At 71.7% G+C, this 24,721-nt stretch carries 18 protein-coding genes; 12 read left to right on the top strand and 6 right to left on the bottom strand.

Features of this window, described 5'->3' with window-relative positions:
- Nucleotides 1-19 precede the first annotated feature (19 nt).
- On the bottom strand, nt 20-607 hold the full coding sequence (locus tag ACH4RC_RS40080) for a GNAT family N-acetyltransferase (RefSeq protein ID WP_398209594.1): 588 nt from the start codon (nt 605-607) through the stop codon (nt 20-22).
- A 134-nt stretch (nt 608-741) separates the two neighbouring features.
- Between ACH4RC_RS40080 and ACH4RC_RS40075 the strand changes: the two genes are divergently transcribed.
- From ACH4RC_RS40075 to ACH4RC_RS40050, 6 genes are all read left to right on the top strand, one after another.
- The gene (locus ACH4RC_RS40075) at nt 742-1,647 is read left to right on the top strand and encodes a sugar kinase (protein ID WP_398209592.1); all 906 of its coding nucleotides are present in this window, start codon (nt 742-744) and stop codon (nt 1,645-1,647) included.
- 3 nt (nt 1,648-1,650) lie between these two features.
- Nucleotides 1,651-2,406, top strand: a complete 756-nt coding sequence (locus ACH4RC_RS40070; RefSeq protein ID WP_398209591.1) for an IclR family transcriptional regulator — start codon at nt 1,651-1,653, stop codon at nt 2,404-2,406.
- Nucleotides 2,385-3,083 carry a bifunctional 4-hydroxy-2-oxoglutarate aldolase/2-dehydro-3-deoxy-phosphogluconate aldolase gene (locus tag ACH4RC_RS40065; protein ID WP_398209589.1) on the top strand — a complete coding sequence of 233 codons (699 nt, stop codon included), beginning with the start codon at nt 2,385-2,387 and terminating at the stop codon, nt 3,081-3,083. Before ACH4RC_RS40070 ends, ACH4RC_RS40065 begins: the two co-directional genes overlap by 22 nt.
- Before the next feature lie 138 nt (nt 3,084-3,221).
- Entirely contained in the window at nt 3,222-5,498 is a 2,277-nt protein-coding gene (locus ACH4RC_RS40060) for a tetratricopeptide repeat protein (protein WP_398209587.1), read from the top strand.
- Between the two features lie 167 nt (nt 5,499-5,665).
- Nucleotides 5,666-6,772, top strand: a complete 1,107-nt coding sequence (locus ACH4RC_RS40055; RefSeq protein WP_398209585.1) for a hypothetical protein — start codon at nt 5,666-5,668, stop codon at nt 6,770-6,772.
- The gene (locus ACH4RC_RS40050; RefSeq protein ID WP_398209583.1) at nt 6,769-8,097 is read left to right on the top strand and encodes an alpha-glucoside ABC transporter substrate-binding protein; all 1,329 of its coding nucleotides are present in this window, start codon (nt 6,769-6,771) and stop codon (nt 8,095-8,097) included. The genes ACH4RC_RS40055 and ACH4RC_RS40050 overlap by 4 nt, the downstream gene beginning before the upstream one ends.
- Nucleotides 8,098-8,124: 27 nt before the next feature.
- Here ACH4RC_RS40050 and ACH4RC_RS40045 read toward each other — a convergent pair whose 3' ends face one another.
- Complete coding sequence (locus ACH4RC_RS40045) at nt 8,125-9,945, bottom strand: MFS transporter (protein WP_398209582.1); 1,821 nt, start codon at nt 9,943-9,945, stop codon at nt 8,125-8,127.
- Between the two features lie 231 nt (nt 9,946-10,176).
- Between ACH4RC_RS40045 and ACH4RC_RS40040 the strand changes: the two genes are divergently transcribed.
- A complete protein-coding gene (locus ACH4RC_RS40040; RefSeq protein ID WP_398209581.1) occupies nt 10,177-11,937 on the top strand; it encodes a hypothetical protein in 1,761 nt (586 codons plus the stop codon).
- Between the two features lie 90 nt (nt 11,938-12,027).
- On the opposite strand, the gene ACH4RC_RS40035 is transcribed toward ACH4RC_RS40040, so the two are convergent.
- Nucleotides 12,028-14,802, bottom strand: coding sequence for a D-alanyl-D-alanine carboxypeptidase (locus tag ACH4RC_RS40035; protein ID WP_398209580.1), 2,775 nt, complete (start codon nt 14,800-14,802; stop codon nt 12,028-12,030).
- Between the two features lie 216 nt (nt 14,803-15,018).
- On the opposite strand from ACH4RC_RS40035, the gene ACH4RC_RS40030 reads away from it, so the two are divergent.
- The 3 genes from ACH4RC_RS40030 (at nt 15,019) to ACH4RC_RS40020 (ending at nt 17,423) form a co-directional block, all read left to right on the top strand.
- Complete coding sequence (locus ACH4RC_RS40030) at nt 15,019-15,756, top strand: GPP34 family phosphoprotein (RefSeq protein ID WP_398209579.1); 738 nt, start codon at nt 15,019-15,021, stop codon at nt 15,754-15,756.
- A gap of 360 nt (nt 15,757-16,116) precedes the next feature.
- A complete protein-coding gene (locus tag ACH4RC_RS40025) occupies nt 16,117-16,974 on the top strand; it encodes a helix-turn-helix domain-containing protein (RefSeq protein WP_398209577.1) in 858 nt (285 codons plus the stop codon).
- 248 nt (nt 16,975-17,222) lie between these two features.
- Nucleotides 17,223-17,423 carry a DUF397 domain-containing protein gene (locus tag ACH4RC_RS40020; RefSeq protein ID WP_398209576.1) on the top strand — a complete coding sequence of 67 codons (201 nt, stop codon included), beginning with the start codon at nt 17,223-17,225 and terminating at the stop codon, nt 17,421-17,423.
- A gap of 250 nt (nt 17,424-17,673) precedes the next feature.
- Here ACH4RC_RS40020 and ACH4RC_RS40015 read toward each other — a convergent pair whose 3' ends face one another.
- Nucleotides 17,674-18,528, bottom strand: coding sequence for a hypothetical protein (locus ACH4RC_RS40015; RefSeq protein WP_398209575.1), 855 nt, complete (start codon nt 18,526-18,528; stop codon nt 17,674-17,676).
- Nucleotides 18,529-18,660: 132 nt separating this feature from the next.
- Here ACH4RC_RS40015 and ACH4RC_RS40010 point away from each other — a divergent pair, with 132 nt between their 5' ends.
- Together ACH4RC_RS40010 and ACH4RC_RS40005 are read left to right on the top strand one after the other, a co-directional pair.
- Nucleotides 18,661-19,455: an SDR family oxidoreductase gene (locus ACH4RC_RS40010; protein WP_398209573.1), complete on the top strand. Its 795-nt coding sequence runs from the start codon at nt 18,661-18,663 to the stop codon at nt 19,453-19,455.
- 365 nt (nt 19,456-19,820) lie between these two features.
- Nucleotides 19,821-21,389, top strand: a complete 1,569-nt coding sequence (locus tag ACH4RC_RS40005; RefSeq protein ID WP_398209571.1) for a sodium:solute symporter family protein — start codon at nt 19,821-19,823, stop codon at nt 21,387-21,389.
- Nucleotides 21,390-21,534: 145 nt separating this feature from the next.
- Here the strand turns inward: ACH4RC_RS40005 and ACH4RC_RS40000 are convergent, their stop codons facing one another.
- Together ACH4RC_RS40000 and ACH4RC_RS39995 are read right to left on the bottom strand one after the other, a co-directional pair.
- The gene (locus ACH4RC_RS40000; RefSeq protein ID WP_398209569.1) at nt 21,535-22,656 is read right to left on the bottom strand and encodes an ADP-ribosylglycohydrolase family protein; all 1,122 of its coding nucleotides are present in this window, start codon (nt 22,654-22,656) and stop codon (nt 21,535-21,537) included.
- A gap of 480 nt (nt 22,657-23,136) precedes the next feature.
- Entirely contained in the window at nt 23,137-24,672 is a 1,536-nt protein-coding gene (locus ACH4RC_RS39995; protein ID WP_398209568.1) for a CehA/McbA family metallohydrolase, read from the bottom strand.
- Between the last annotated feature and the right edge of the window lie 49 nt (nt 24,673-24,721).

Raw genomic sequence — 24,721 nt, 5'->3', positions numbered from 1 at the left:
ACCTACTCAGATCACGTACTCACCCTTCCGTCGGCGCGATCCGTACATGGACGTGCATGTCGTGCCAGCCGTCCGTGTGCAGCGCCGAGCTGCGGCGCGTCCCCTCCAGCTCGTACTCGGCCTTCAGCGCCACCCGGCACGACGGCTCGTTCCGCGTCGAGTGGTGTATCTCCAGGCGGTGGAAGCCCTTCTCCCAGGCCCATTCCGTCAGCGTCCGCAGCGCCCGCGGGGCCACGCCTTGGCCCCGGGCCTCCGGGAGCATCCAGTAGCCGATCTCCGCGAAGCCCTCCTCCGGATTCATGGCGCGCAGCGCCATCCGGCCGAGCGGGGCTCCGTCGGTCGACCGGGTCACGAGCCACTGGGCCGCCGTTTCCCTGCGCCAGCTCTCGTGGGTTCCCTCCACCCACGCGCGCGCCTCGTCCAGCGTCTCCATGCTGCGGACGTGCCAGTAGCGCAGGGCCGGGTCCTGGAACGCCGCGTAGATCGACGGTGCGTCCGCCGACCGCGGTCGGCGGAGGAGGAGTTCACCGTCCCGCGTGCGCAGGACCGGTTGTGAGGTCGAGGCCAGTGTGCCCGGCTCGATGGTGGGAGCGATCTCGATCGGCATGAGCGCATCCTCGTCTCCCTCCGCGGCTCCTCGCACCTGTGAATCACGGAGCTGTTGCAACATGCGCACGTCTGTTGCGACGCCACTGTTACGGTCCCTCTCGTGGCACAGGCACTCTCAAGAAGGGACCCCGCATGACCGGTACCGCCGTCGTCTGTCTCGGCGAGACCATGGCGCAGGTCGGGCCCGTCGACGGTCTCCCCCTCGAACACAGCCGTGAGCTGCGGCTCGCCGTCGCCGGGGCCGAGTCGACCGTCGCCCAGTACCTCGCCGATCTCGGGCACCGGGCCGCCTGGGTCAGCCGCGTCGGGGACGATCCGTTCGGGCGGCGGATCGTCGGGGCCGTCGGGGCCCGGGGGGTCGATGTGAGTGGGGTGGAGGTCGATCCCGTCGCGCCCACCGGCGTCTACTTCAAGGACCCGGGGCCCGACGGCACCCGCGTGCACTACTACCGCGCCGGGTCCGCCGCCTCCCGGATGTCCGTCGCCGACGCCGATCGCCTGCACCTGCGGGACACCCGGCTGCTCCACCTCACCGGGATCACGCCCGCGCTGTCCGAGGGGTGCGACGCGCTCGTACGTGCGTTGATCGCGCGGGCCCGGGACAGCGGCACCCTCGTGTCGTTCGACGTCAACTACCGGCCCGCCTTGTGGGCCTCGGCCCGGCGAGCCGCCGACACCCTGAGCGAACTCGCCCGCCTCGCCGACCTCGTACTCGTCGGGCGCGACGAAGCCGAAGCCCTCTGGTCCACGCCCACCGCCGACGACATCCGTCAGCACCTCCACGCCCCCGGGATCCTCGTCGTCAAGGACGGGGACATCGGCGCCACCGAGTTCGGCCCGGACGGCACGCACTTCGTCGCCGCGCCCGTCGTGGACGTCGTCGAGGCCGTCGGTGCCGGGGACGCCTTCGCCGGCGGGTACCTCGGCGGGCTGCTCGACGGCGCCCCGCCCCGCGAACGGCTCTCCCTCGGGCATCGGCTCGCCGGGCGCACCCTGAGCAGCATCGAGGACTACGTACCCGTCACGGAAAGGGGCTGAACCGTGTCGCAGACCGTACGGCGCGCCATCGACATCCTCGAGTACGTCGCCCGGCAGCCCCGCACCCAGACCGAGGTCGGCGAGCACCTGGGCGTGCACCGGTCGACCGCGTTGCGCATCCTGGAGTCGCTCACCGACGGCGGGCTCGCGCGGCGGCTGCCCGACGGGCGGTACGCGGTCGGGCACCGGCTCGCCGGGCTCGCGCACCTCGCGCTCGAACAGTTCGGGATCAAGGACATCGCGGGCGAGCATCTGCGCGGCCTCGGCCTGCGGTGCGGGCACACCGTGCATCTCGCCGCCCTCGAAGGACATCAGATCGTCTACGTCGACAAGGTCGACCCCGTCGACGGTGTGCGGCTGTACTCGCAGATCGGGCGGCCGGTCTCGCTCCACACCGCCGGTGTCGCCAAGGCGATCCTCGCGTACCTGCCGCGCGAGCGCGCCGACGAACTGCTCGCGGGGTGCGACTTCGCGCCGCACACCGGTGCGACGCTCACCGGCCCCGTCGCCTACCGCAAGGCCCTCGGCACGACCCGGGCGCGCGGGTGGGCGGTCGACGACGGTGAGTACGAGGACTACGTGAACTGTGTCGCCGTCCCCGTGCGGGACAGCGGCGGTGACGTGGTCGCCGCCGTGTCCGTCACCTCCCTCAAGGCCAAGGCGGACCTGACCGCCCTCGAAACCCATGTGCTGCCCGACCTCACGGCCACCGCCGAGACGATCTCCAAGGAGCTGGGATGGCGTCCATCGAGCCCATGAAGCCCACGAAGCCCGTGAAGCCCGTGAAGCCCACGGAACTTACGGAACCTACGAAGTACGGCGAACGCGCAGTGGCAGGGGGCATCACCTTCTACGAGCTGTTCGGAGGCGTGCCCCTCATGGCCATCCTGCGCGGCATGTCCCCCGACAAGTCCGTCCAACTGGCCGTACGGGCCTGGGATCTCGGCATCGAGTGCGTCGAGGTGCCCGTGCAGGACAAGGCCGCCGGGCGGGCGCTCGCCGCGGTCGTCGCCGCCGGGGCCGGGCGCGGCAAGGCGGTCGGGGCGGGCACCGTCACCTCCGTCGAGCGGCTCGACCGGGCGGTCACGGCGGGGGCCGCGTTCACCGTCGCCCCCGGGTTCGACGCCGAGGTGGCGCGGGCCAGTGTCGATGCCGGGCTGCCGCATCTGCCCGGGGTCGCCACCGCCACCGATGTGCAGGCGGCGCGGGCGCTCGGGCTCACCTGGGTCAAGGCGTTCCCCGCGAGCGTGCTCGGGGTGGAGTGGTTCCGCGCTATGCGGGGGCCGTTTCCGGAGGTGCCGTTCGTTGCCACGGGCGGGATGGACGCGGGGAACGCCGCCGCTTATCTGGCGGCCGGGGCGCGCGTCGTCGCCGTCGGGTCCGCCCTTGAGGATCCGGCCCAGCTCGATCAGCTCGCCGCGCTGTTGGCGCACTGACGCGTAGCTCCCCGCCGGACCCCGCTGCTCAATCACCCGGGGGGCTTGATTCAGCCGGGTCCCCACGCCCCGGCCCACCGAACCCACACACTCCGTTCCGGGTCCGCCGCCCCCACCCCGCACCTATTGTGGGACGCCATGGAGGGGGACTCCTCGGAATCGGGACCGCTGTTCGTCATGCCGCCGCCGGACAGGCCGCGTGACGCCGATGTCGAGCTGCCCGCGGAGGGGCCCGACGTCACGGCGTTGCCGGAGGTCCGGCCGCGGGACCCGGTGGAGGGTGACGCGGGGGACGGGCGGCCGGGGCTCGCGCCGGGGGCGTTGCTCGCGGGGCAGTACCGGGTGGTGCGGCGGCTCGGGCTCGGCGGGATGGGGGACGTGTATCTCGCGCTCGACGAGAAGGTCGACGACCGCGAGGTCGCCGTGAAGACGCTGCGGCCGGGCCAACTTGCGCTCAGGGCCGACGCGTTGGCCGAGGAGCGGCAGACGTTCGCCGACCTCAACCACGAGGGCATCATCCACGTCTTCAACTACGGCAGCCACGAGACGGTCGGCGACTTCCTCGTCCTGCCGTACGTCGACGGGCTCAACCTCGACGAGGTGCGGGCGCTCGCCCGGTTCGATCCGCCGCGGTTCGGCGAAGCCCGGTTCCACGAGTTCGTGCTCGCCTACGGGGTGCGCATCCTCTCCGCCCTCGATCATCTGCACGCACGGCCCGCCTCCGCCACCCTGGTGTACGGGGATCTCAAGCCGCAGAACGTGATGCACGACGGGGCCGCCATCAAGGTCGTCGACGTGGGTTCCATCCGGGCCGCGGGCGCGCCCGGCCTGACGACGTACGGGTTTCGCGCCCCGAACGTACGGCTGAGGCCCGGTGAGGTGGCGGGTGCCAGTGAGCCGCAGGACGATCTGTTCGGGCTCGGCGAGACCCTGCGGACGCTGTGCGGGCTCGGGGAGCACGCCCGTGACCTCGGCCCCCTCGGCGCGCTCGGCCGGCTGCAGGAGGGCGATCCGGTCGCCGCCCGTGCCGCGCTGATGACCACCACGCCCGCGCCCAAGGGGCTCGGGCTGCTCTCCCTCGCGCGCGTGCTGCGCCGCGCCACCCGCTCCGCGCCCGCCGACCGGTTCGCCGACGCCCGCGAGATGGAGGCGCAACTGCGCGGCGTATGGCGCGAGTTGCGGTCCCTGCGCACCGGGGACGAGACGTTCGAGCCGTCGCCGCTCTTCCTGCAGTCGCCGTACGCCCTCGACAGCGGGCTCGGCACCGCTCCCCCGCTGCCCCGCTGGGCCGTCCCGCCCGGCGAGGACCCGCCGGGGCCGCTGCACGAACCGCCCGCCGCCGCCGAGGCCGCCGCGAGCCTGCCCGTGCCCCGGCCCGACCCGCACGACGACCACCACGCCGAACTCAGCCGCCTCGCCGACGCCGACCCCGCCTCGCTGCTGCAGAACACCGCCGACTGGCGCGCCTCCCCCGAAGTGCACCTGCTGCGCTGCCGGTTGACGCTCCGTGTCGCCCTGCGCGGCGAGCGGGATCCGGCCGGGCTGACCTTCGCCGAGCAGGAGCTGCGCGCCGCCGCCGCCGCCATAGGGCAGAACCGGGCGCGGCACGACTGGCGCGTCGACTGGCACCGCGGCCTCCTCGCGCTCGCCCACGACGACGTCCTGGTGGCCCGCGACCACTTCGACCAGGTCTACGGGGCGATCCCCGGCGAGTACGCGCCCAAGCTGGCCCTCGGCCACTGCGCCGAGCGGCTCGGCCGTCACCAGGAGGCGCTCGAACTGTACGAGGCGGTGCGGCTGCGCAATCCGTCGCTCGGCAGCGCCGCGTTCGGGGCGGCGCGGGCGCGGCTCGCGCTCGGCGGGCCGCGCGCCAGCGCCGCCGCGATCGAGGCGCTGGACGCGGTGCCGCAGCACTCCCGGCACCGTACGGCCGCCCGTACCGCCACGGTCAGGATCGCCGTCGAGTACGCGGCGGGCACCGACAGCCTGGGGGGCTCCCTGGTCCGCCTCTCACGGCTGTTCACCGAGCACGGCCTCACCGACGAACCGGCCCGCGTCCGGATGAAGGCCGAGGTGTGGGAGGCGGCGCAGCAGCTCGTGGCGGGCCGGATCATCGACGCGGACGGGCTGAAGCGGCTCGCCCGGGAGACGGTGCCCCGGGACGACGCGGCGCTCGACGCGGGCGCGCGCCTCGCCTTCCCCTCCCAGGAGCGGGCCCTGGGCCGGGACCTGTCCGGTTTCTACCTCTTCCTCGCCCGCCAGGCCGCCCGTGCGGCGGACCTGCCGCACGCCGACCGCGTAGCCGAGCGCCTGCTGGACCGCGCCTATCTGGTCCGGCCTCTCGCTCTGCGCCATCACCGCGAGCGCCGCCCCCTCCACGTCCTGCTGCGCCCCCTGTACCGGCGGACCGGATGAACGTACGACCGCGCCTGCGTACGGCGGCGGAGGGGGCCAAGAGACGACCGCGCCCGCGTACAGCGGCGGACGGGACCAGGAGACGACCGCGGCCGCGTCCAGCGGCGGAGGGGACGAAGACGCGCCCCCGGCCCCGACCGCGTCCGGCACCCGCCTGGCTCCTCGTCGTGCGCCGCCTGCTGTGGCCGCCGTCCGACCGTGTCCGCAACCGCAGCTACCTGCGCGACCGGCTCGTCGCGCTGCCGCTGCTCGCCGTCGTCGCCTTCACCACGCTCGGCTGGGCCTACGCCGACGTACGCGACGACTCCGCCTACATCCGCACCCAGCTCGCCCCGGCCCTCGGCGATCTGGCCGACGCCCGGATCTCGCTGCGGATCGCCCAGCGGGAGGCCGAGGTCAGCCTCGACGCGGGGGACGCGGTGGAGCTGTCCGGACTCGGCCCCCGGTACGCCGCGCGCACCGGCGCCGCCGCCCAGGACATCGCCCGGCTCTCCCGGGGCGGCGCGTTCACCGAGGCGCAGCGCCAGGAGCTCGACGTCGTCTCCGGCCTCATCGACGGCTACGAGGAGTGGATCGCCTGGGCCAGGACGAACGTGGGCAACCCGTCGCTGCGCAGGGCCGGGCTCGCGTACGCGCAGAGCATGCTCTGCTCGGACGCCACCGCCGAACCGGTCACGGACCGGCACGCGCCCTATCCGCCGTGCGGAGCGGCGCGGGGCAACGACGCCACCACCGTCGTCGACCGGATCGCCGCCCTGGAGGGCGACCTCCACGACCGCCTCGCCGAACGCGCCGCTCCCGGCCCGGGCGTGCTGACCGCGGTCGCCGTCTCGCTCCTCTCCTTCACCCTTCTGTCGGTGGGCCTGTGGCGCACGCTCGTCTTCCTGCGCCGCCGCATGCGGATCCGGGTGAGCGTGCCCCTCGTCGCCGCCGCGCTGCCGCTGCTCCTGGTGCCGTGGGCGGTCGCCGACGGAGTGCGGGCGTGGCAGGCGCAGCGGGACGCCGTGCCGTACGCGCGCGTGCTCGCGAAGGAGGCGTCGCCGGCCGTCGAGATCGTCCTGGACGAGGATCCGCTGGCCGCGCCCGCCCCGACCGCGATCCGTCCGGCGACGGCGCGGATGGAGCGGACGGTGGCGCTGGGCCGGTTCGGAGACATCGGGTCACTCGCGGACTGGGCCGCGCCGGCCGGGCTCGTGGTGGGCGGGGTTCTCGCGGGGGCGCTGCACGTCTACCGACGGGAGTACTTGGTGGTCGGCCGGGGCGGGGGCACATGATGAGCCGCATCCTGAGGTTTCTGCTGGTCGGCTGCCTCCTCGGCATCGCCGCGCTCAGCGGTGCCTGCTCCGCCGGGGACGGAGACAGGGACAGCGACGGGGACGGGGGCGGTGACAGCCGTCAGATCGTCGTGCTCGGGCCGTGGACAGGGCCGGAGGGCGACGCGTTCGAGCAGGTCCTGGACAACCTGTCCAAGGGCTCCGGGCACCACTACGTCTACAAGGGGACCCGCTCGCTGCGCGAGACCCTCGTCGCGCAGTTCGCCGCCGACGCGCCGCCGGACGTCGCCATCCTCAACAGCATCGGAGAGCTCACCGAGTACGCCACCCAGAACAAGCTCAAGCGCCTCGACCAGTCCACCGCCGAACGCGCCTACTCACCCTGGTCCCCGGGGCTCATGGTCGAGGGCCGGCTCCGTACGTTCTGGGTGCCGCTCAAGGTCGACCTCAAGAGCATGGTGTGGAGCAGGGCCGGGGCGCCGGGCGCCGGTCCCCGCTGGTGCGTGGGCATGGCGGCGCAGGCCACGTCCGGGTGGCCCGGCACCGACTGGATCGAGGACATCCTGCTGCACCAGGCGGGCCCGGCGGTCTACGAGCGGTGGGCGACCGGGCAGCTGAACTGGGCCACGTCGCCCGAGGTGAGGCGGGCCTTCACCACGTGGGCGAAGCTGCTCGAGGACGGCGGCCCCCGTACCGGCCCCGCCAGGGACCGCTCCCTGACCATGTCGTTCTGGGGCACGCCCGGCCCCCGCGACCCGGACGGCGACCCGCGCGGCCTGCTCGGCGGCTCGATGCCCGGCTGCACGCACGAGCACCAGGGGTCGTTCGTGCGGTACGTGTACGCGTCGCGGGACGACATCCGCCTGGAGCCCGCGGCCCGCTACCTGAAGGGTTCGGCCGCGTACAGCAAGGCGTTCGAGGTGTCGGGCGACATGGCCGCCGTGCTCACCGACGCCCCGGGCGCGCAGGAGCTGGTCAAGCGGCTGACCAGCGAGGAAGGGCGCGAGCAGTGGTCGCGGAAGGCGACGGAGCATCTGCGTCCGTTCTTCCCCGACCGGTCGGACCCGCGGCCCGACGACAACGCGGCGGCGCAGGAGATCGCCTCCTACCTCACCGACGAGCGGAACACGCTCTGCTTCGACGCCTCGGACGTGATGCCGCCGGTGCTGCGCGACGCGTTCTACCGCGCGGTCCTGAAGTATTTCCCCGCACCCCGCGCGTCGACGCTGGACGACCTGCTCGACCAGCTGGAGACGGTGCGCACGGAGATCGCCGCGACGCGGACACCGGAGGGCATCCGCCCGCCGACGGACATCTGCCGCTGAGCGCCGCTTCCCTCCGCCGGTGAGCCGTTACTTCAGCTCCTCCGGGCAGGGCGTGCCCCGCGACCACCACTTGTAGGGCGCGGCCAGGTGGTACGTGCCCGCGCGCGGCGCGATCAGCTCGGTCCACTGGTCGCCGGAGGCGTCCTCCTCGGTCTCCAGGAGGCAGCCGTGCTCGTTCTCGTACTGCCTCGGCGCCTCTTCGTCGCTCTCCCGGGCCTGTTTCGACGCCTCGGTCTCCTGCGGGGCGTCCAGGGCCTTGCCGTCCTCGTCGACGACCGCGAGCCACGGCGAGTACGGGACGCGGATGAGGACCCGGCCCGGCTCGGTCACCTCGATGGTCAGCTCGGCCTGCTCGGCGGCGTCCACGGTCGCGTTCGGCTCGGCCATCGGTGTCGGGTCGGTCATGGCGAACAACTGCCAGTTGTCGTCGCCCCACACCTGCTTGAGGTAGGGCAGGCCGCGCTGGACCAGCTCCCGCTCGCGCTCGCCGCCGTCCCCGTCGGGCGCGCCCTTGGGCAGGACCACGTAGTGCACGGCCCAGCGCTTCAGCCACTCGTGGTAGTTCGCCGAGTTGAGCGTGTCGTCGTAGAAGAGCGGGTTGCGCTTCATGTCGGCCTGCCGGGTCCAGCCGCGGGCCAGGTTCACGTACGGGGCGAGGGCGGACGCCTCGCGGTGCGAGCGGGCGGGGACGACCTCCACGCGGCCGCGCTCGGCCTTGACCTGCTGCAGCTCGTTGACGAGCGGGGCGAGTTCGCGGGCCCAGGAGGCGGCGGGCACGGTGTGCACGACGTCGTAGATCATCTTGCCGCCGACCCAGCCGTTGAAGCCGATGAAGGCGATCACGGTGATGTACCACTTGCGCGAGCGGGGCACGGTGAACGGCAGGACGGCGAGCAGGGCCACGCCCGCGAAGAGCATCGGCAGGCGCGTGATGTTGGTGCCGATCTGCGAACTGATCAGCCAGACGCCGAGCACGGACAGGATGTAGACGGCGGAGGTGATCCGGACCGTCTTCCACTCCTTCGGGACGAGGAAGAGGACGAGTACGCCGTAGACGAGCGGAAGCAGCGCCGACCAGAACGACATCGGCTGCGTCCCCGAGAACGGGAACAGCCACGCCGAGAGCCCGACGACGACGGCGGGCGCGATCCCCAGCGCGTACGCCCCGGGCCGCCGCTTCTGCAGGAACAGCGCGACGGCGACGAGCCCGACGAACAGCCCCGCGACCGGCGAGGAGGCCGTCGCGAGCGCGGCGAACGGCGCGGCGACGGCGGCCTTCGCCCACCGCTTGTAGCGCCACCGGTACGGCCAGCAGAACACGGCCGCGACCGCCGCGAGCCCGAACATCATGCCGAGCCCGAAGGTGACGCGCCCCGACGCGGAGTTGCACAGCAGGGCGAAGACACCGGCGAGCGCGGGCCACAGGGGCCGCGCGAGGACCCGCGTGCGGATGAGGACGAGCGTCAGCAGGGCGGCGGAGAGCGTGCCCGCGATCATCATCGTCGTACGGACACCGAGCACCGACATCAGGTACGGCGACACCACGCTGTACGAGACCGGGTGCATGCCGCCGTACCAGGCGAGGTTGTAGGCGGAGTCGGGGTGGCGGCCGACGAACTCGGCCCACGCGTCCTGGGCGGCGAGGTCGCCGCCGCTGTTCGCGAACGTGAAGAACCAGACGAGGTGCAGCACCGCGGCGACCGCGGTGGCGACGACGACCGGATGCCGCTCGGCGCGCGCGAGCCAGGAGACCGGCCCCCGGCCGCCGTCATCGCGGACGGGCCCCTCCGGCTGCCGTATTCGTACGCTCCCGTCGCCGTCGGCGCGCGTCGGCTCCGCTGTGGTCACTGCTGACACTCCCGTACGTACCGTCTTACCGACCGAGGGAACGTCCCGGTCCTGCCCCGGTCTCGCGACGCTAGCACGGGCGGTGCGGGAGCGGCCCGGTCGCCCACACCCCTCCTCCTCCGGGCGGAGGCCCAACCCTTCCGGGCCCGGCACACTCTTCGGTAGCGCCCCGCCCTGTACGGATTCCTCCGAACCGACGGCCTCGTTCCCGACCCGAGACGGACACGCTCAGTGCACTCCACCGAACTGCCCGCCCCGGGCGACGCCCTCGCCGCCGCCCTCCCCGGCCCGCGCCCCGCACCGTGGCACGCGCGGCTCAGGGTGCCGCTCCTGGTCACCGCGTGCGCGCTGCCGCTGTACGGACTGTGGTGGGCGGTCTTCGCGACCGGCGGCGGTGACCTCGCGGCGCAGGTGGCGTGGGCCGAGTTCGCACGGCAGTACCCGGGCTACGCGTACAACCTGTTCTGGTACGGCGGCCTGCACACGGCGAACTACAGCCTGATCTCGCCCTACGTGATGGCGGCTGTCGGCGTCGTCCCGATGACGCTGCTCTCCGGGCTCGCGTCCTCCTGGCTGGCCGGGACGCTGATGCTGCACGCCAAGGTGCGCCGCCCGCTGGCCCCGGCGCTGGTTCTCGCCTTCTGCCTCTGGTGCCAGGTCGTGTCGGGCCGCTCCACCTTCATGCTGGGCGTGGCGCTCGGCCTCGCCGCGCTCGTCGTGCTCATCGGCGGACGCGGCGCCCCGCGCCTGGCGGCCTCGGCGCTGTGCGCGGCGCTCGCGACGATGGCCAGCCCTGTCGCCGGCCTGTTCCTCGTCGTGGCCGGGGCCGCGCACCTGCTGACCCGCGGCTGGGGCCGGGCGGCGGCCCTCCTCGCGCCCCCGGTCGTCGTCGTGGCGCTGACGACCTGGCTGTTCCCGTTCAAGGGCGAGCAGCCGATGCCGTTCGGGCGGATCTGGCCGCCGCTGCTGTTCTGCGCGGTGATCCTGCTGGCGGCCCCGCCCGCGCGCCGGCTCCTTCGGTGGGGGACCGCCGTGTACGGGCTCGGGGTCGTCCTCACCTTCTTCATCGCCTCGCCGGTCGGCACGAACGTCGAACGCCTCACGGAACTGGGCGCACCGGTCGCGCTGCTGGTGATCGCGCTGGACCGGTACGGGCAGCACGAGAACCGGTACGGGCTCGGTGAGGACCGGTACGGGCTGGGCGACGCCGCGAACGATCAGCCTGGCGGCTGGTTCACGGCACGGCGCCGGGGCGCGCTCTGCGGCCTCGCCCTCCTGCTCTCCCTCACCTGGCTCACGGGCAAGACGACCGCCGACATAGTGGCCAACACGAAGGTCCCGGCCTGGGCCGTGCAGACCGACGGTGTCGTCTCCGAACTCGAACGGCTCGGCGCCGAACGCACCCGCGTCGAGGTGGTCCCCGCCCGCGACCACCGGGAGGCGGCCATCCTCGCGCCGTACATAAACATGGCCCGCGGCTGGAACCGGCAGGCCGACGTCGAACGCGGCCGCCTCTTCTACGGCGGCCGCGAGGGGACGGACGTACCCGAGGGCTCGTTCACGTCCGCCTCCTACCGTGCCTGGCTCTCCTACTGGGCCGTCGGCTACGTGGTCCTGCCCAAGGGCGCACCCGACGGCCCGGCCAAGCTGGAGCACGCCCTGGTCAGGAGCGAACCGCCCTACCTGAAGCTGCTCTGGCACGACGCCAACTGGCAGATCTACGGGGTCCGGGACGCGGTGCCGCTCGTCGACCCGCCCGCCACGGTGACCGGCTCCGACGGGGCCAACCTCGTCGTGTCGATGCCGCAGGCGGGCTCGGTCACCGTACGGATCGCCTACTCGCCCTGGCTGTGGGCGGACACGGGGTGCCTGGCGCCGTCCGGGGAGTTCACGCGGCTGACGGTGGAGAAGCCGGGGAAGGTGCGGATCACGTCGGCGTACCGAGGGCCCTCGGGGCGGAAGACGCCGCGCTGCCCGGCTGTCGAGCGGTGACGGGACGCGCCCGCTGATCGCCTTCGGACTCGGCTGATCAGCGGGCGCGTCATGTGTGGTTCTGCGATGCGGTGTCGCGGTGTCGTGGTGTCAGCCGATCCTGCTGATCTTCGCGCCGAAGCCCGGCTCGGCGAGGTCCTCCTGGAGCGCCACGGGAACCTCGACGGCGGTGGCGTCGTTCTTGCCGTCACCGACGCTCAGCACGCCGACCACGGTGCCCGCCTTCGCCGTGTGCGGGAGCGTTTCGCCCTTCTTGCCGTCCAGCTTCAGATGGACGGTCAGACCGGACCAGCCGACCGCGGAGACATCCTTGGTGGCGACGACCGGCGTGGTCCCGCCGAGCCCGTCGTCGACCTCACCGACGACGTCGCCCTTCTTCACGATGGTCTTCGCGGTGAGCGCGTCCTGGCCGGATTCGATCAGCTTCCTGACGGCGCCGGTGACCTCGTCGATGTTGGCGGTGCCGTTCTGGCCGTACTGGCCGAGGGCCGCGCCGATGATCGTCTTGGTCTCGCCGCCGATCTTCTTCTCCGCGGCGAAGAGGATGTTGCCGCCGGCCGCGGTGGTGGTGCCGGTCTTGATGCCGATCGCGACGGTCGGGACGAGCCCGAAGAAGTTCTTCTGCTTCTCGCCGTTCAGGTCCACGTAGCTGGGCTGGCGGGAGATCTCCTTGAAGACCGGGTTCTCCATCGCGGCGCGGCCGAGCTTCACCAGGTCGTCGGCGGTGGAGACGGTCGTCTTGTCCAGGCCGCTGGGGTCGGTGTAGGTGGTGTTCTTCATCCCGAGGTCCTTGGCCATCTTGTTCATCTTGTCGACGAACTGGTCCTCGGAGGAGCTCTTGGTGTCCCAGCGGGCCAGCAGCTTGGCGACGTTGTTCGCCGACGGCAGCATGACCGCCTGCAGCGCCTCGTACTCGCTGAGCTGCTGCCCCTCGGTGACCTTCACCACCGACTCCTGCTCCGCCTTGCCCGTCTCGTAGTGCTTCTGCGCGGCCGCGTCGACAGGGATCTTCGGCCCCTTTTCACCCGTCTTGAGCGGGTGGTCCCGCAGGATGAGATAGACGGTCATGACCTTGGCGATGCTCGCGATCGGTACGGGCTTCTGCGTACCGGACGTGCCGAACGTGCCGATGCCGTTCACGTCCATCGCCGCCTGGCCCTGGCCGGGCCACGGCACCGACGGCTTGTCGCCCTCGAAGGAGACGGACTCCTTCGCGGTCAGGTCGAGCGTCGGGGTCGGCAGCGGGCGCACGACCTGTACGACTGCAAAGATCACGATCAGGAGCAGCACCAGCGGCGTCCAGATCTTGACCCGCCGTACGGTCGTACGGACCCGGGTCTCCGGGGGCGGCGGCGTGTTGGTCAGCTCGGCGAGCAGATCGAGCGGCGGCTTGGGCGGCAGGGGTTGCTGCGTGGTCGGCTCGGGGACGGCGGTGCGCTCCGCGGGTCCGGCGGTGCGCTTCGCGGTGCCGGGTGCGGGTGCGGGTGCGGCGGCCTTGCCCTTGTCGTCCAGGGGCTTGAGCGGAACGAACTTGCTCGGCCGCCCGGCCTCGGCCTCCTTGCCCGCGGCCTTGGCGCCGGGCGCCTTGAGCATGGTGGTGGGCTGGTCGACAGGGGGCGCGACGGCCTTGAAGACGGCGGTGGCCTGGTCGATACCTTGAGCGCTGGCGCCGCGGTCCGAGCCGGTTTCGGGCTTGGTGTCCTCGACGTCCTTGCCGGCAGCGGGGGTCGGCTCAGCACCGGCTACGAGCTTCGGCTGGGCCCCCTCGGCGGCGGCAGCGGGCTTCTCCGGCCCGCGCTTCGCGTCCTCGGCGTCCGCCGCGTCGGCGACATCACCGGCAACGGGCTTCGCCGCGCTGTCCCCGACGGGGGTCGACTCCGGCGCGGCGGCGGCGGCGTCGACGGGCTCGGGCCGAGCGTCCTCAGGCCGAGCGTCCTCGACGGGCTCGGCCGCGGGCTTGGCGGGCTCGGCCGCAGGCTTGGCGGGCTTGGCCGCAGGCTCGGCGGGCTCGGCCGCAGGCGCGGCGTCAGGGGCCTTCGGGGTGGCGTCGGTCGCCTCCGGGGCGGCGTCGGTCGCCTCCGGGGCGGCGTCGGTCACCTCCGGGGCGGCGTCGGTCACCTCCGGGGCGGCGCCGGTCACCTCCGGGGTGGCGTCGGTCGCCTCCGGCTTGGTGGCGGCGGCGCTCGCGGTGGCCTTGGGGCCGACGCCGGAGGGCGCCTCAGGCTCCGGCTGAGCCTTCTCGGCGGTGCCGGCCGCAGACTCGGCGTCCCCGGCGTCGCCGGACTTCGCCGCGTCGGCCACCGGCTCAGCGTCGTCCGCGCCAGCGGAAGCGCTCGGCCCGGCGTCCCCGGCGTCGCCGGACTCCGCCGCGTCGGCCACCGGCTCGGCCTCGTCCATGTCGGTGGCGGCGGTGCTGGCGGCCGGCCCGGCAACCGCGGCATCGCCGGGGCTGGACGCCGGCCCGGCATCCGAGGCGGCGGCGCTGGGCTCAGGCCCGGCCTTCTCCGCCTCGGCGGCGACGCCCGGCCCGGCCTCCTCCCGGTCCCCGGCGGCAGCCTTTGCATTCGCGTCGTCCGCCGAGCCGTTCTTCGGGGCGGCCGTACCGACCCACGCCGCCACCGCGGCACGGAGCCGCTCGTCCCCGGGCTCACCCGCGGACGCGGCCCCCGTATCGGAACCAGAACCGGAACCGGAACCGGCTTCCGCGTTCGCGACGTCCCGGACGGAGAACACCGCCGTCGCCTGATCCACACCGGGCGCCGACGGAGTCTCCCGCGCCACCGCGAGGCGCGGATCCTGTTCGTCCCGGGCCGGGCCGCCCGACGCCTTCTGCTCTTCGCCCGACCTGTCCGGGGTCCCCGCCACCGATGCCTCCTCGACCACTCACCACTAAGCGCCGGACAGGCCGATCCTGTCCGGCGGCCCTGTCCGAACCATGTACCAGTGTCCTGTGTGGGGGCTTAACCCCCGTGGTAGACGAGAACGACATACCTACTGGTTCCCGTCCAAAGTCCCCACGCACTCTCGACAGACCAATGTGAGAGGGGTCACCCTGTCATTCATCCACGCGGGGAGGCATGGATGGGCAGGAGCCGCAGAACACTTCCGGAGGAGCTTCTGCTGCTGGCGCTGGACCCGACCACGGGTACCACCGCACAGCCGCAGTCGCTCGACCTAGGTCTGGCCGGAGCACAGCTAGTAGAGCTGGCGCTGGCCGGACGGATAGCCCCAGACGGGGATCGTATCGCCGTGGTGGCACCACGGCCGACCGGAGATCCGACTCTGGACTGCGCGTTGGAGTTGCTGCGAAGGCGCGGCGCTCCTGTGCGGGCGGTCCACTGGATTGGCGGGCCGCGTCTCGGGCTGCGCCAGACCTACCTCTCGCACCTGGAGCGGTGCGGCATGGTGCATGCCGTGGCCGGCCAGATGTGCGGGGTACTGCCGACAACTCGCTACCAGGCGACGGACACGGCGATCAGCCGGGAGATCAAGTCCCGGCTGGATTCAGCGATCCGTACCGGCGTCCCGCCGGACCCACGGACCGCGGCGCTCGCCGCGCTGGCCCATGCGGTCGGTCTCGGCAAGCACCTGTACCCGGGTAACGAGGGACGTTCGTCCCGCTCCCGGCTACGGGACCTGATCAGGCACGACCCGATGGGCGGCCTCGTGGCGCACGCCGTGATGGACGTCCAGAACGGGGTGGCCGCTCAGCCACGCCGTTCGCCCGCCACCCCGGCGGGCCGGGGCGCACCGGAGCCAGCCAGGGGGGTTCCGATGCAGCCGCGTCACGGTTCCATGGCCCGCGCCGTAGCCCACTAGGCGAGCGGCAGCACCGCAGAACCGCAAGACAGCAACCGCAACACCCGCACACCCGCAACAACCCGCAACAGCGCCGCGCCGCAGTCCCCAAGACCCGGTCCGGGAGCCGCTGTACCGCGCGGGGCGATGAACCGGACGTCCGCGATACAAGGCGGGTACCCGGCCATCGCCCCGCGCGGTCGCGTTCGCACAGACCGCCCGTACAGGCCGTTCGCACAGCCCGCCCGCACAGGGCGTCCGTACGGGCCGTCCGTACACACATCCGCTGTTTCCCAGCGGCAAAGGCTTCCGAGTGGCAATCTGCTGAGCAGCAGATACGCAACGTACAAAAAAATGCACGCAGCCGGAGGTGCACGTCCCGTGGCGTCCAACGTCAATCCCACCGTCAGGCGACGCCGGTTGGGCCAGGAGCTGCGTCGGCTCCGTGAGCTCAAGGGCATGACCGCCGAAGAGGTCGCCGAGCGCCTGCTGGTCTCGCAGTCGAAGATCAGCCGCCTGGAGAACGGGCGGCGCAGCATCAGCCAGCGCGACGTACGCGACCTGTGCGGGGTCTACGAGGTCGAGGACCACCGGATCGTCGAGTCACTGATGCAGATGGCCAAGGATTCGCGCCAGCAGGGCTGGTGGCACTCCTTCGGCGACATCCCCTACAGCGTCTACATCGGCCTGGAGACGGACGCGGCGAGCCTGCGCGTCTACGATCCGCAGGTCGTGCCCGGCCTGCTGCAGACCCGCGGCTACGCGGAAGCGCTCATCAACGGCGCGCTGCCGGAGACGACGCCGCAGGACATCGAGAAGCGCGTCCAGGTCCGGATGCGCCGGCAGGAGCGCATCCAGGCGCCGGACAATCCGCTGCGCCTGTGGACGGTGCTCGACGAGGCGGCGCTGCGCCGGGTCGTCGGCGGCAAGAACATCATGCGCGAGCAGTTGGAGCACCTGGTCGAGCAGTCGCAGCTGCCGCATGTGACGGTCCAGGTGATCCCGTTCGACATGGGCGCGCACCCCGGCCTCAACGGGCAGTACGCGATCCTGGAGTTCCCCGACGCGGCGGACTCCAGCGTGGTCTACATCGAGGGTGTCACCAGCGACCTGTATCTGGAAAAGGCCAACGATGTCCAGAAGTACAGCGTCATGTACGAGCACTTGCGGGCACAGGCACTGAATGTGGAGCAATCCCGGCAGTTCATCTCGGAGATCGCCAAGGAGTACGCGCGCTGAAGGCCGGATTCCTCTCCGTCAGTCCGGGATTTCATACCTCTGAGGCAAGGGCGCCGCACGGTACACCCACTCCTCGGAGGAATGGAAGACTCCCATGGAATATGCCATCCGGTCGGGTGAATGCCCGCTTCACGTAACTGGGTTGGCGAGTAGCGTCGATCACGCCATCAGGACAACATCGTTGGCGAGAACCGCTCTGGACCTCCAGGCGGGGAACCATTCGACCACTGGCTAAAAGCGGAGCGATCATGGCAATTCAGCAGGGCGCCACGGAATCTTGGATCAAGTCCTCCTATTCCACGGGGAACGGCGCGTGCGTAGAGGTCCGGTCCCCCGAACTGCGGGCGATCGCGGTGCGGGACTCGAAGGTCGAGCAGGGCCCGTCGATCGACTTCGGCCCCGCGACCTGGACCGCCTTCGTGCGGAAGGTGAGCACGGGTTCGTTCTAAAAAACGAGGAACGGCACAACAACCTCACATGCACCACATGCACCACATGCACCACTTGCACCATCTGTGCGATCTGCATGATCTGCACGATTTACACCACGAAGCACACCAGCAGCACCAGCAGTACAGGCACCACCGTGGGAGCCCTCTCGACTGGCCCGCCGTCCCGGCCGAGGGGGCTCGGCTTGTGCCCGGAACTTCTATTGCCGGACAATCCGCCGCTGGCCGATGCGCGGCCCGGAAACCTTCGCTACCGCAACTGATCGACGTAGCGATCGGTCCCCGGCACGGTCGGTACGAACGGCGCCATGAGCTCCACCCGAGCCCCGAGCCCCGCCCCGGCCACCTGCTCCGCGAGCCCGGCGAACCGCTCCTGCCAGCAGTCGCGCGGATCGGCCTCCAGGAACCACAGCAGCGTCAGCCGGGTGTCGACACCCTCGACCTGTTTCACGTAGGTCATCCTGTCGCCCGGCAGCGGCGTGGGCCGGAAGAGGGTGACCATCGCGGCCGGTGACCCGGCCAGGACCTTCGGCAGATGCCGCGAACGCAGCCACTCCACCAGCTCGGGCCGCCGCTCACGCTCCTCGACGTCGACGACCTCCAGCACCAGACCCGCGTACGGGTGGTCGAGGGCGTGGAAGTCGCGCGGCCCGGCGGCCCCGTCCCGGTAGACGGTCGCCTCGTGGTCCTGGAACGCGGTGAAGACGTGGGTGCGCTCCTGGTGGACGCGGCCGTCGCGGTTCAGCCGCTTGTTGATGCCGACGGTCCACTTCATGTGGTCGTCGTAGCGCCCCTCGGTGATCCAGTACGTGGAGAGGTAGCACCCCGCGGTGACGGGCTCGGCGACGGCCGACTTCTCCGGGAGGCGCAGGAGCTGCAGGTCCCGCGTGGCGACCCAGCGCCGCCCGGCGAACATCCAGGGCATCGCCATCGCGCCGGCGTAGTAGTGATCGTCCTCGTACCAGCGGTTGTACGCGTACTCGTGCCCCGGGTGCGGTTCCACCATGGTGATCAGGGCGTGGCCCGGGTGCACCCCGTAGGGGCCGAGGGCCGCGAGCTCCGCGTACGTGTCGCTCCGGGTGCCGGAACCGGACCGCGCGTCCATGCCACCACTCCTTCTCCCGCTTCGCGTGTCTTCCGTCTCGCGTGTCTTCCGTCTCGCGTGTCTTCCGAATGCGACCCGCGGCCCATACTCTGACGGGCCGTCAGGCAGATGGCCAGAGTCGGGAGGCCTCCAATGGGCACAGGTGAGCTGCTCGCCGGAAAGACCGTGATCGTCTCGGGGGTCGGCGCCGGGCTCGGCCATCAGGTGGCGGCGGCCGTGGTGCGGGACGGCGGCAACGCGGTGCTCGGCGCGCGCACGGAGGCCAACCTCGCGAAGGCGGCGGCCGGACTGGACCCGGAGGGCGCCCGGACCGCGTACCGGGCGACGGACATCGGGGACGAGGCGCAGTGCGAGGCGCTGGCGGCGCTCGCGCGGGAGCGGTTCGGCGGGGTGGACGCGGTGGTCCACGTAGCGGCGTGGGACAGCTGCTTCGGCGGTCTGGAGGACGCGGACTTCACCACCTGGAGCCAGGTCATCGACGTGAACCTGCTCGGCACGCTGCGGATGACCCGGGCCTGTCTGCCCGCGCTCAAGGAGGGCGGCGGTTCGGTCGTCATCATCGGGACGCAGTCGGCGGTGGCCGCCCCGTCGCAGGTGCGGCAGGCGGCGTACGCGGCGTCGAAAGGGGCGCTGACCAGCGCGATGTACTCGCTGGCGCGTGAGCTCGGACCGCACCGGATCCGGGTCAACACGGTGCTGCCGGGCTGGATGTGGGGCCCGCCCGTGCAGGCCTACGTCCAGTTCACCGCGCACACCGAAAAGGTGCCGGAGGACGAGATCCTGGGGAGGCTCACCGAGCGGATGGCGCTGCCGGAGCTGGCCACCGACGGTGACGTGGCGGAAGCGGCGATCTTCCTGGCGTCGGACCGCGCGCGGGCGATCACGGGCCAGCAGTTGCTGGTGAACGCGGGTGAATTGATGCGCTGAGGCGTCATCGGTGGTCGGCGTACCGGGGCGATCCCCTCCCCCTGGTCGTTGTGGCGAGTCGTTGCGCGGCCGCACGGGACCCGCATCCCGTGCGGCCGTTCGCGTGTGTGCGGCTACTGACGAAGTGCCCGCTCATGGTGTGGGCGGCGTCACGTTCACGACAACTCCCCGTCCGGTAACGAAAATGCAAAATCGTTCGACTTGCTGATCTGGGTTCACATCCATGACCCGTGTGGCTCTTGACCGGCCGCCCGAACAAGCGGTTCAATCCCGGAAGTCCCCACTCCCGCAAGGGGGCGCCCGCTGGAACGGACGTACTGACGAAGAGCCGCAACGTTCACAAGGCGGACCCCTGGAGGGGGCACATGAACAGTCTCGACTGGGCCGTGCTCATCGGCTATTTCGGCATCATGGTCGCGATCGGCATCTGGTCGCACAAACGCGTGGACAACGTCTCCGACTTCTTCACCGCCGGCGGCAAGATGCCCTGGTGGCTCTCCGGCATCTCGCACCACATGTCCGGCTACAGCGCGGTGATGTTCACCGGGTACGCCGGCATCGCGTACACGTACGGTGTCACGTCCTTCATCACCTGGTCCTTCCCCATCGCGCTCGGTATCGCCATCGGCGCCAAGCTGTTCGCGCCGCGCATCAACCGGCTGCGCTCCCGGCTCCACGTGGCCTCGCCGCTCGAATACCTGAAGAACCGCTACAACCTGGGGACCCAGCAGGCGCTCGCCTGGTCCGGCATGCTGCTGAAGATCGTGGACGTGGCCGCCAAGTGGGCCGCCATCGCCACGCTGCTGGCCGTCTTCACCGGCATCTCCATCAACCAGGGCATCCTCATCACGGGCGCCATCACGGCGGTGTACTGCACCATCGGCGGCCTGTGGGCGGACGCGCTCACGGAACTGGGCCAGTTCATCATCCAGCTCATCGCCGGGATCGCGATGTTCGTGGCGGTCGTCTCCAAGCTCGGCCCCTTCGGCGGCATCTTCGGCGTCTGGGACGAGCCGGAGCTGGCGGGCCACGGCAAGCCACTGGTCGGCCCCTACGGCACGGTCTTCCTCCTGGCCTTCCTCTTCATCAAGCTGTTCGAGTACAACGGCGGCATGCTCAACCAGGCCCAGCGCTACATGGCCACCAACAGCCCGCGCGAAGCCACCCGTTCGGCCCGTCTCTCCGCCATCCTCTGGCTGGTCTGGCCCGTCGTCCTCTTCTTCCCCATGTGGGTGTCGCCGCTCCTCGTCAAGGCGCAGAAGCCGGACGGCTCGGACTCGTACGGCCTGATGACCGAGCAGCTCCTCCCGCACGGCCTCCTCGGCCTGGTCATCGTCGGCTTCTTCTCCCACACGATGGCCATGTGCTCCTCCGACGCGAACGCGATCGCGGCCGTGTTCACGCGGGACCTCGCGCCCGCGCTGTCGCGCAAGGCGAAGGAGCAGTGGGTCGGCAACAAGGGCCTGCTGGCCGCTCGCCTCACGACGGTCATCTTCCTGGGCCTGTCGATGGCGGTGGCGACGCAGGTCAACTCCCCCGCCTTCAAGGACATCATCACGGTCGTCATCAAGTGGGTCGCGGGTCTCATGGGCCCGATTGCGATCCCGATGATGCTGGGGCTGCTGCGCCCGTTCCGCAAGTCCGGTCCGACCGCGGCGCTCACCAGCTGGGCGATGGGGCTCTTCACCTTCTGGCTGGTCAACTACCCCATCAACTGGAGCGTCGAAGGCGGCGTCCCCCTTCAGTACCAGGTCTCCATCCCGCTCGCCGTCTCGCTCGTCCTCTACGTCGGCATCGGCTTCATCAAGCCGGAGGACACGCCTGAGCGGGACGCGCTGATCGAACGCCTCAACACGGACGACGACGGCCCGTCCGTCACAGGAGCGGCGATTCCGGCTCCGACGGCGGCGGGAGACGAGGTGCGACGCCTCTAGGGGTGACCGGTCGTCAGTACGGGCCTGTTCGCATGGGGCCCCGGCGCGCTGAGAAGGCGGCGGGGCCTTGCGCAGGTCTCTTCACGCCGTGCCGGGGCACCCCGGCACGGCCCCGCCCCGCCCCACCACACGAGCGACGGCGGCCTCACACCCGTGGATACCGCGCGAGCCACCCCGGTGACGAGACCCCCGGCCCGTGCAGCGCAGCGCCCTGCGTCATCTCCATCGCGAAATCGTCCGCCAGCAACAGGATCGTCGCCCGTCCCTCCAACTCCGCCACCCACGCCGGAGGCAACGCCGTCTCCCCGTGCATCGCCCCCAGCAACCCCCCGCACAACGCCCCCACTTCAGCCGACGGCCCGTCGTGGTGAACGGCGAGCCCGAGCCCGTGCCGGATGTCCTCCCCCACCAGCGCGCAGTACACCGCGGCAGCGAGCGCCCCCACAGCCCCGCCGTCGGCGACCAGCTCCCCGACCCGCGAAGCGCTCGGCATCCCCTGCCGCACCGCCCCCACCGCATGCTTGAGCGCCTCGACGACCGGCGGATGCCCCGGCCGCGCACCAAGCAGCACAAGGGTGCGCTGCACCGCCGCGTCCAACGACTCCCCGCGCGCGAGCGCATGCACGATCACGGCGTACGCCCCGGCGGCCAGATACGCCTCGGCGGCACCATGCGTATGGACGGCACACTCGACCGCCAGCTGAAGCACAAGCTGCGGCTCCCACCCGACAAGCAGCCCGAACGGCGCCGACCGCGTCACCGCCTCGGCCCCGACCGCCGCAGGGTTCTTCGGCTTGTCCAGGGTCCCCATGACGTCGTTGCCAAGCCCCAGCAGACAGACCTGGGACGCCCCGCGCCGCGAGTACAACCACTCCTCGCGCGCGAGCCACCCGTCTTCCTTACGGCGCTCGTCGGGCCCCCAGTCCCGCTGGGTGGCGGCCCAGCGCAGATAGGCCCGGTGCACATCGGTGGGCGGATGCCAGGCCCCGGTGTCGCGCCGCACCTGCGCCCGGATCAGCCCGTCGACGCTGAACAGCGCGAGCTGGGTCGCCGCGGTGACGGCGCCCGTACGACCGTAGGCGGGCGCGAGCTGAGTGAGCCCTGCGGCGCCGTGCGCCTCCCGGATCGCTTCGAGGGTGAGCCCGCTGAGCGGTGCACCGAAGGCGTCGCCGAGCGCGGCGCCGAGCAGCGTGCCCCGTACCCGGCTGCGAAAGTCCTGCTGCTCGACACGGCCCCAGACGGCCGCGGCGGCGACCGGTGCGCCCATGGGATCCCCCCTTTCCGCGCAGCACTGTAATCGACCAGGACCGACCGGGAACGTTCACTTGCGCGACTGATATGACCTCACCGCTTATGCGAAGAGACGCCCCCGAAATCACATGCGACGGAATTTGCCCAATTAGCGAAGGCGTACAGACACCGTAGCCCGCGGTTCACCCGGCGGCAGCGCCCCCGCTTCCGCGCGGGACGTTCCGCTCACGGTCTTCTCCGCCACATGATGACGCTCCCTCTCTCCTGCTTCCGGTCCGAGACGTCCATGCGTCTGCGGCGGGAAGGCGACAAGAAGGGCTTTCCGAGGGGCGTGTGCAGAAGGCTGTCGAGGCCTCCACTGACCTGGCGCAGCTCGACACCTGGTTCGACCGTGCCATCGTCGTCAGTGGCATCGTCGTCAGTGCCGCTGAGGAGCTGTTCGCCGGGGAGCCCGCGGGGCCGGCCGCACCCCAGCCGCCGACCCGCGGGGCCGCGGTCACTCCCCCAGGAACACCGGATTCGTGAACGCCGCCAGGGCGCCGGGGAGGCCAGGAGCCGTCGAGGGGTGGCGGATCTCCGCCCGGACGTACGCGGCGTACGACGGGGTCGTGCGCCAGCTCACCGTGGACTCGCCGGAGGCGGGCAGGGCGGGGGATGTGAACAGCGTGCCCTGGTCCGTGACCAGGTGGAGGGTGCAGCCGGGGGCGCCCTTCACCCGCAACTCGACCGTGACCGGCGTGTCCGGGCCCACCGCCAGCCGCTCGCCGATGCCCGCGCGGGCGCCCTTCCCACCGGTCGCCGTGAACGTCACCTCGACGTCCTTGGACTCGGCGACGTACGAGCGGCCCGCCTTGATGCCCGCCTGGATCGCGTCCCGGGACAGGTCGTCGGCCAGGACCACCGTCTGGGGTCCGCCGATGCGGTCCGGGTCGCGGTGGGAGTCGCTGTTGCCCATCGCCGGGATCCAGCCCGAACGGCGCCCCGAACGGGTGTACGCCACCAGCGTGTTGTCCCAGTCCCCGAGCGAGATCTCGTCGTCCGGGGTGTAGGGACCGTTCCAGACCTCCACCGCGTCCGCCTCGCCGAAGCCGAACTTCCAGCCGCACCCGATGCACGTCGCGTGCGGATGCGCGGGCACGACCAGGCCGCCCGCGCGGCGGATCTCCCGCGCGTACTCCGCCCAGCGGTTGTCCCGCGCGCGGTACCGCCAGTCGATGAACGTCTCCGGTTCGACGCCGAGCGCCAGGACATGGCCGTTGCGCGTCGTGACCTCCTCGCCGATGAGTACGAGGAGGTCGTCGCCGGCCACGTCCGCCCAGTGGGCGTGGGAGGAGTGCGTGTTGTGGTCGGACGTGTTGATGAAGTCCAGGCCCGCCGCGCGGGCGAGCGCGCCGATCTCGGCCGGGGTGCGGCGCCCGTCCGAGTACCAGGTGTGCAGGTGACAGTCGCCGCGGTACCAGGCGCGGCCCCGCCCACGCGCGCGGGTCGGCGGGTACGTACGGGCGGGCGCCTTGCCCGGCGCGCCGTGCGTCAGTGCCACCGTCACCTCGTACGGCAGCCCCTCCGGCGCCACCGTGTACGGCCCGAGCACGATGTGCCAGAGACCTGCCCGCACCGGCCCGGGGATGTAGCCCGGCGTCGCGTCGTCCACGCGGATGAAGAACTCCGTGCGGGCCCCGCCCGACCAGCCGCGGAACCCCTTGCCGCCCAGCGCCGTGCCGCGCTCGTCGAAGATGCCGATGTCGAGCGCGTTGTTCTGGGTGCCTGCCGGGACCGTCGCCTTCGTGTACGTGTAGGTGACCTTGATCTCGCGTATCCCCCGCGGTACCTCCACCGGCAGATACACGTAGTCCGGCGAGCCCGGCGGCAACGTGCCCTTGAGCGTCTTCGTGGACCGCGAGCCCTCGGGCGTGCCCTCGGCGGCGCTGGCGAAGCTCATGGTGGTGAGCGTAAGGGCGCCCGCGGCTCCGGTCACGAGCAGCGACCGTCTGCCGATACCTGACGCTTGTCCGTTGATGTCGTCGGTGCACATACGCGGCTCCCCAACGTGGGTGATGTGACGGGTGCGACCCTGGCATTGA

Origin of the sequence: Streptomyces sp. NPDC016845 (genome assembly GCF_044332585.1) — a bacterium.
Taxonomy (GTDB): Bacteria; Actinomycetota; Actinomycetes; order Streptomycetales; family Streptomycetaceae; genus Streptomyces.
Note: the sequence above shows the minus strand (reverse complement) of the source record. Positions and strands in the feature narration are given on the sequence as shown.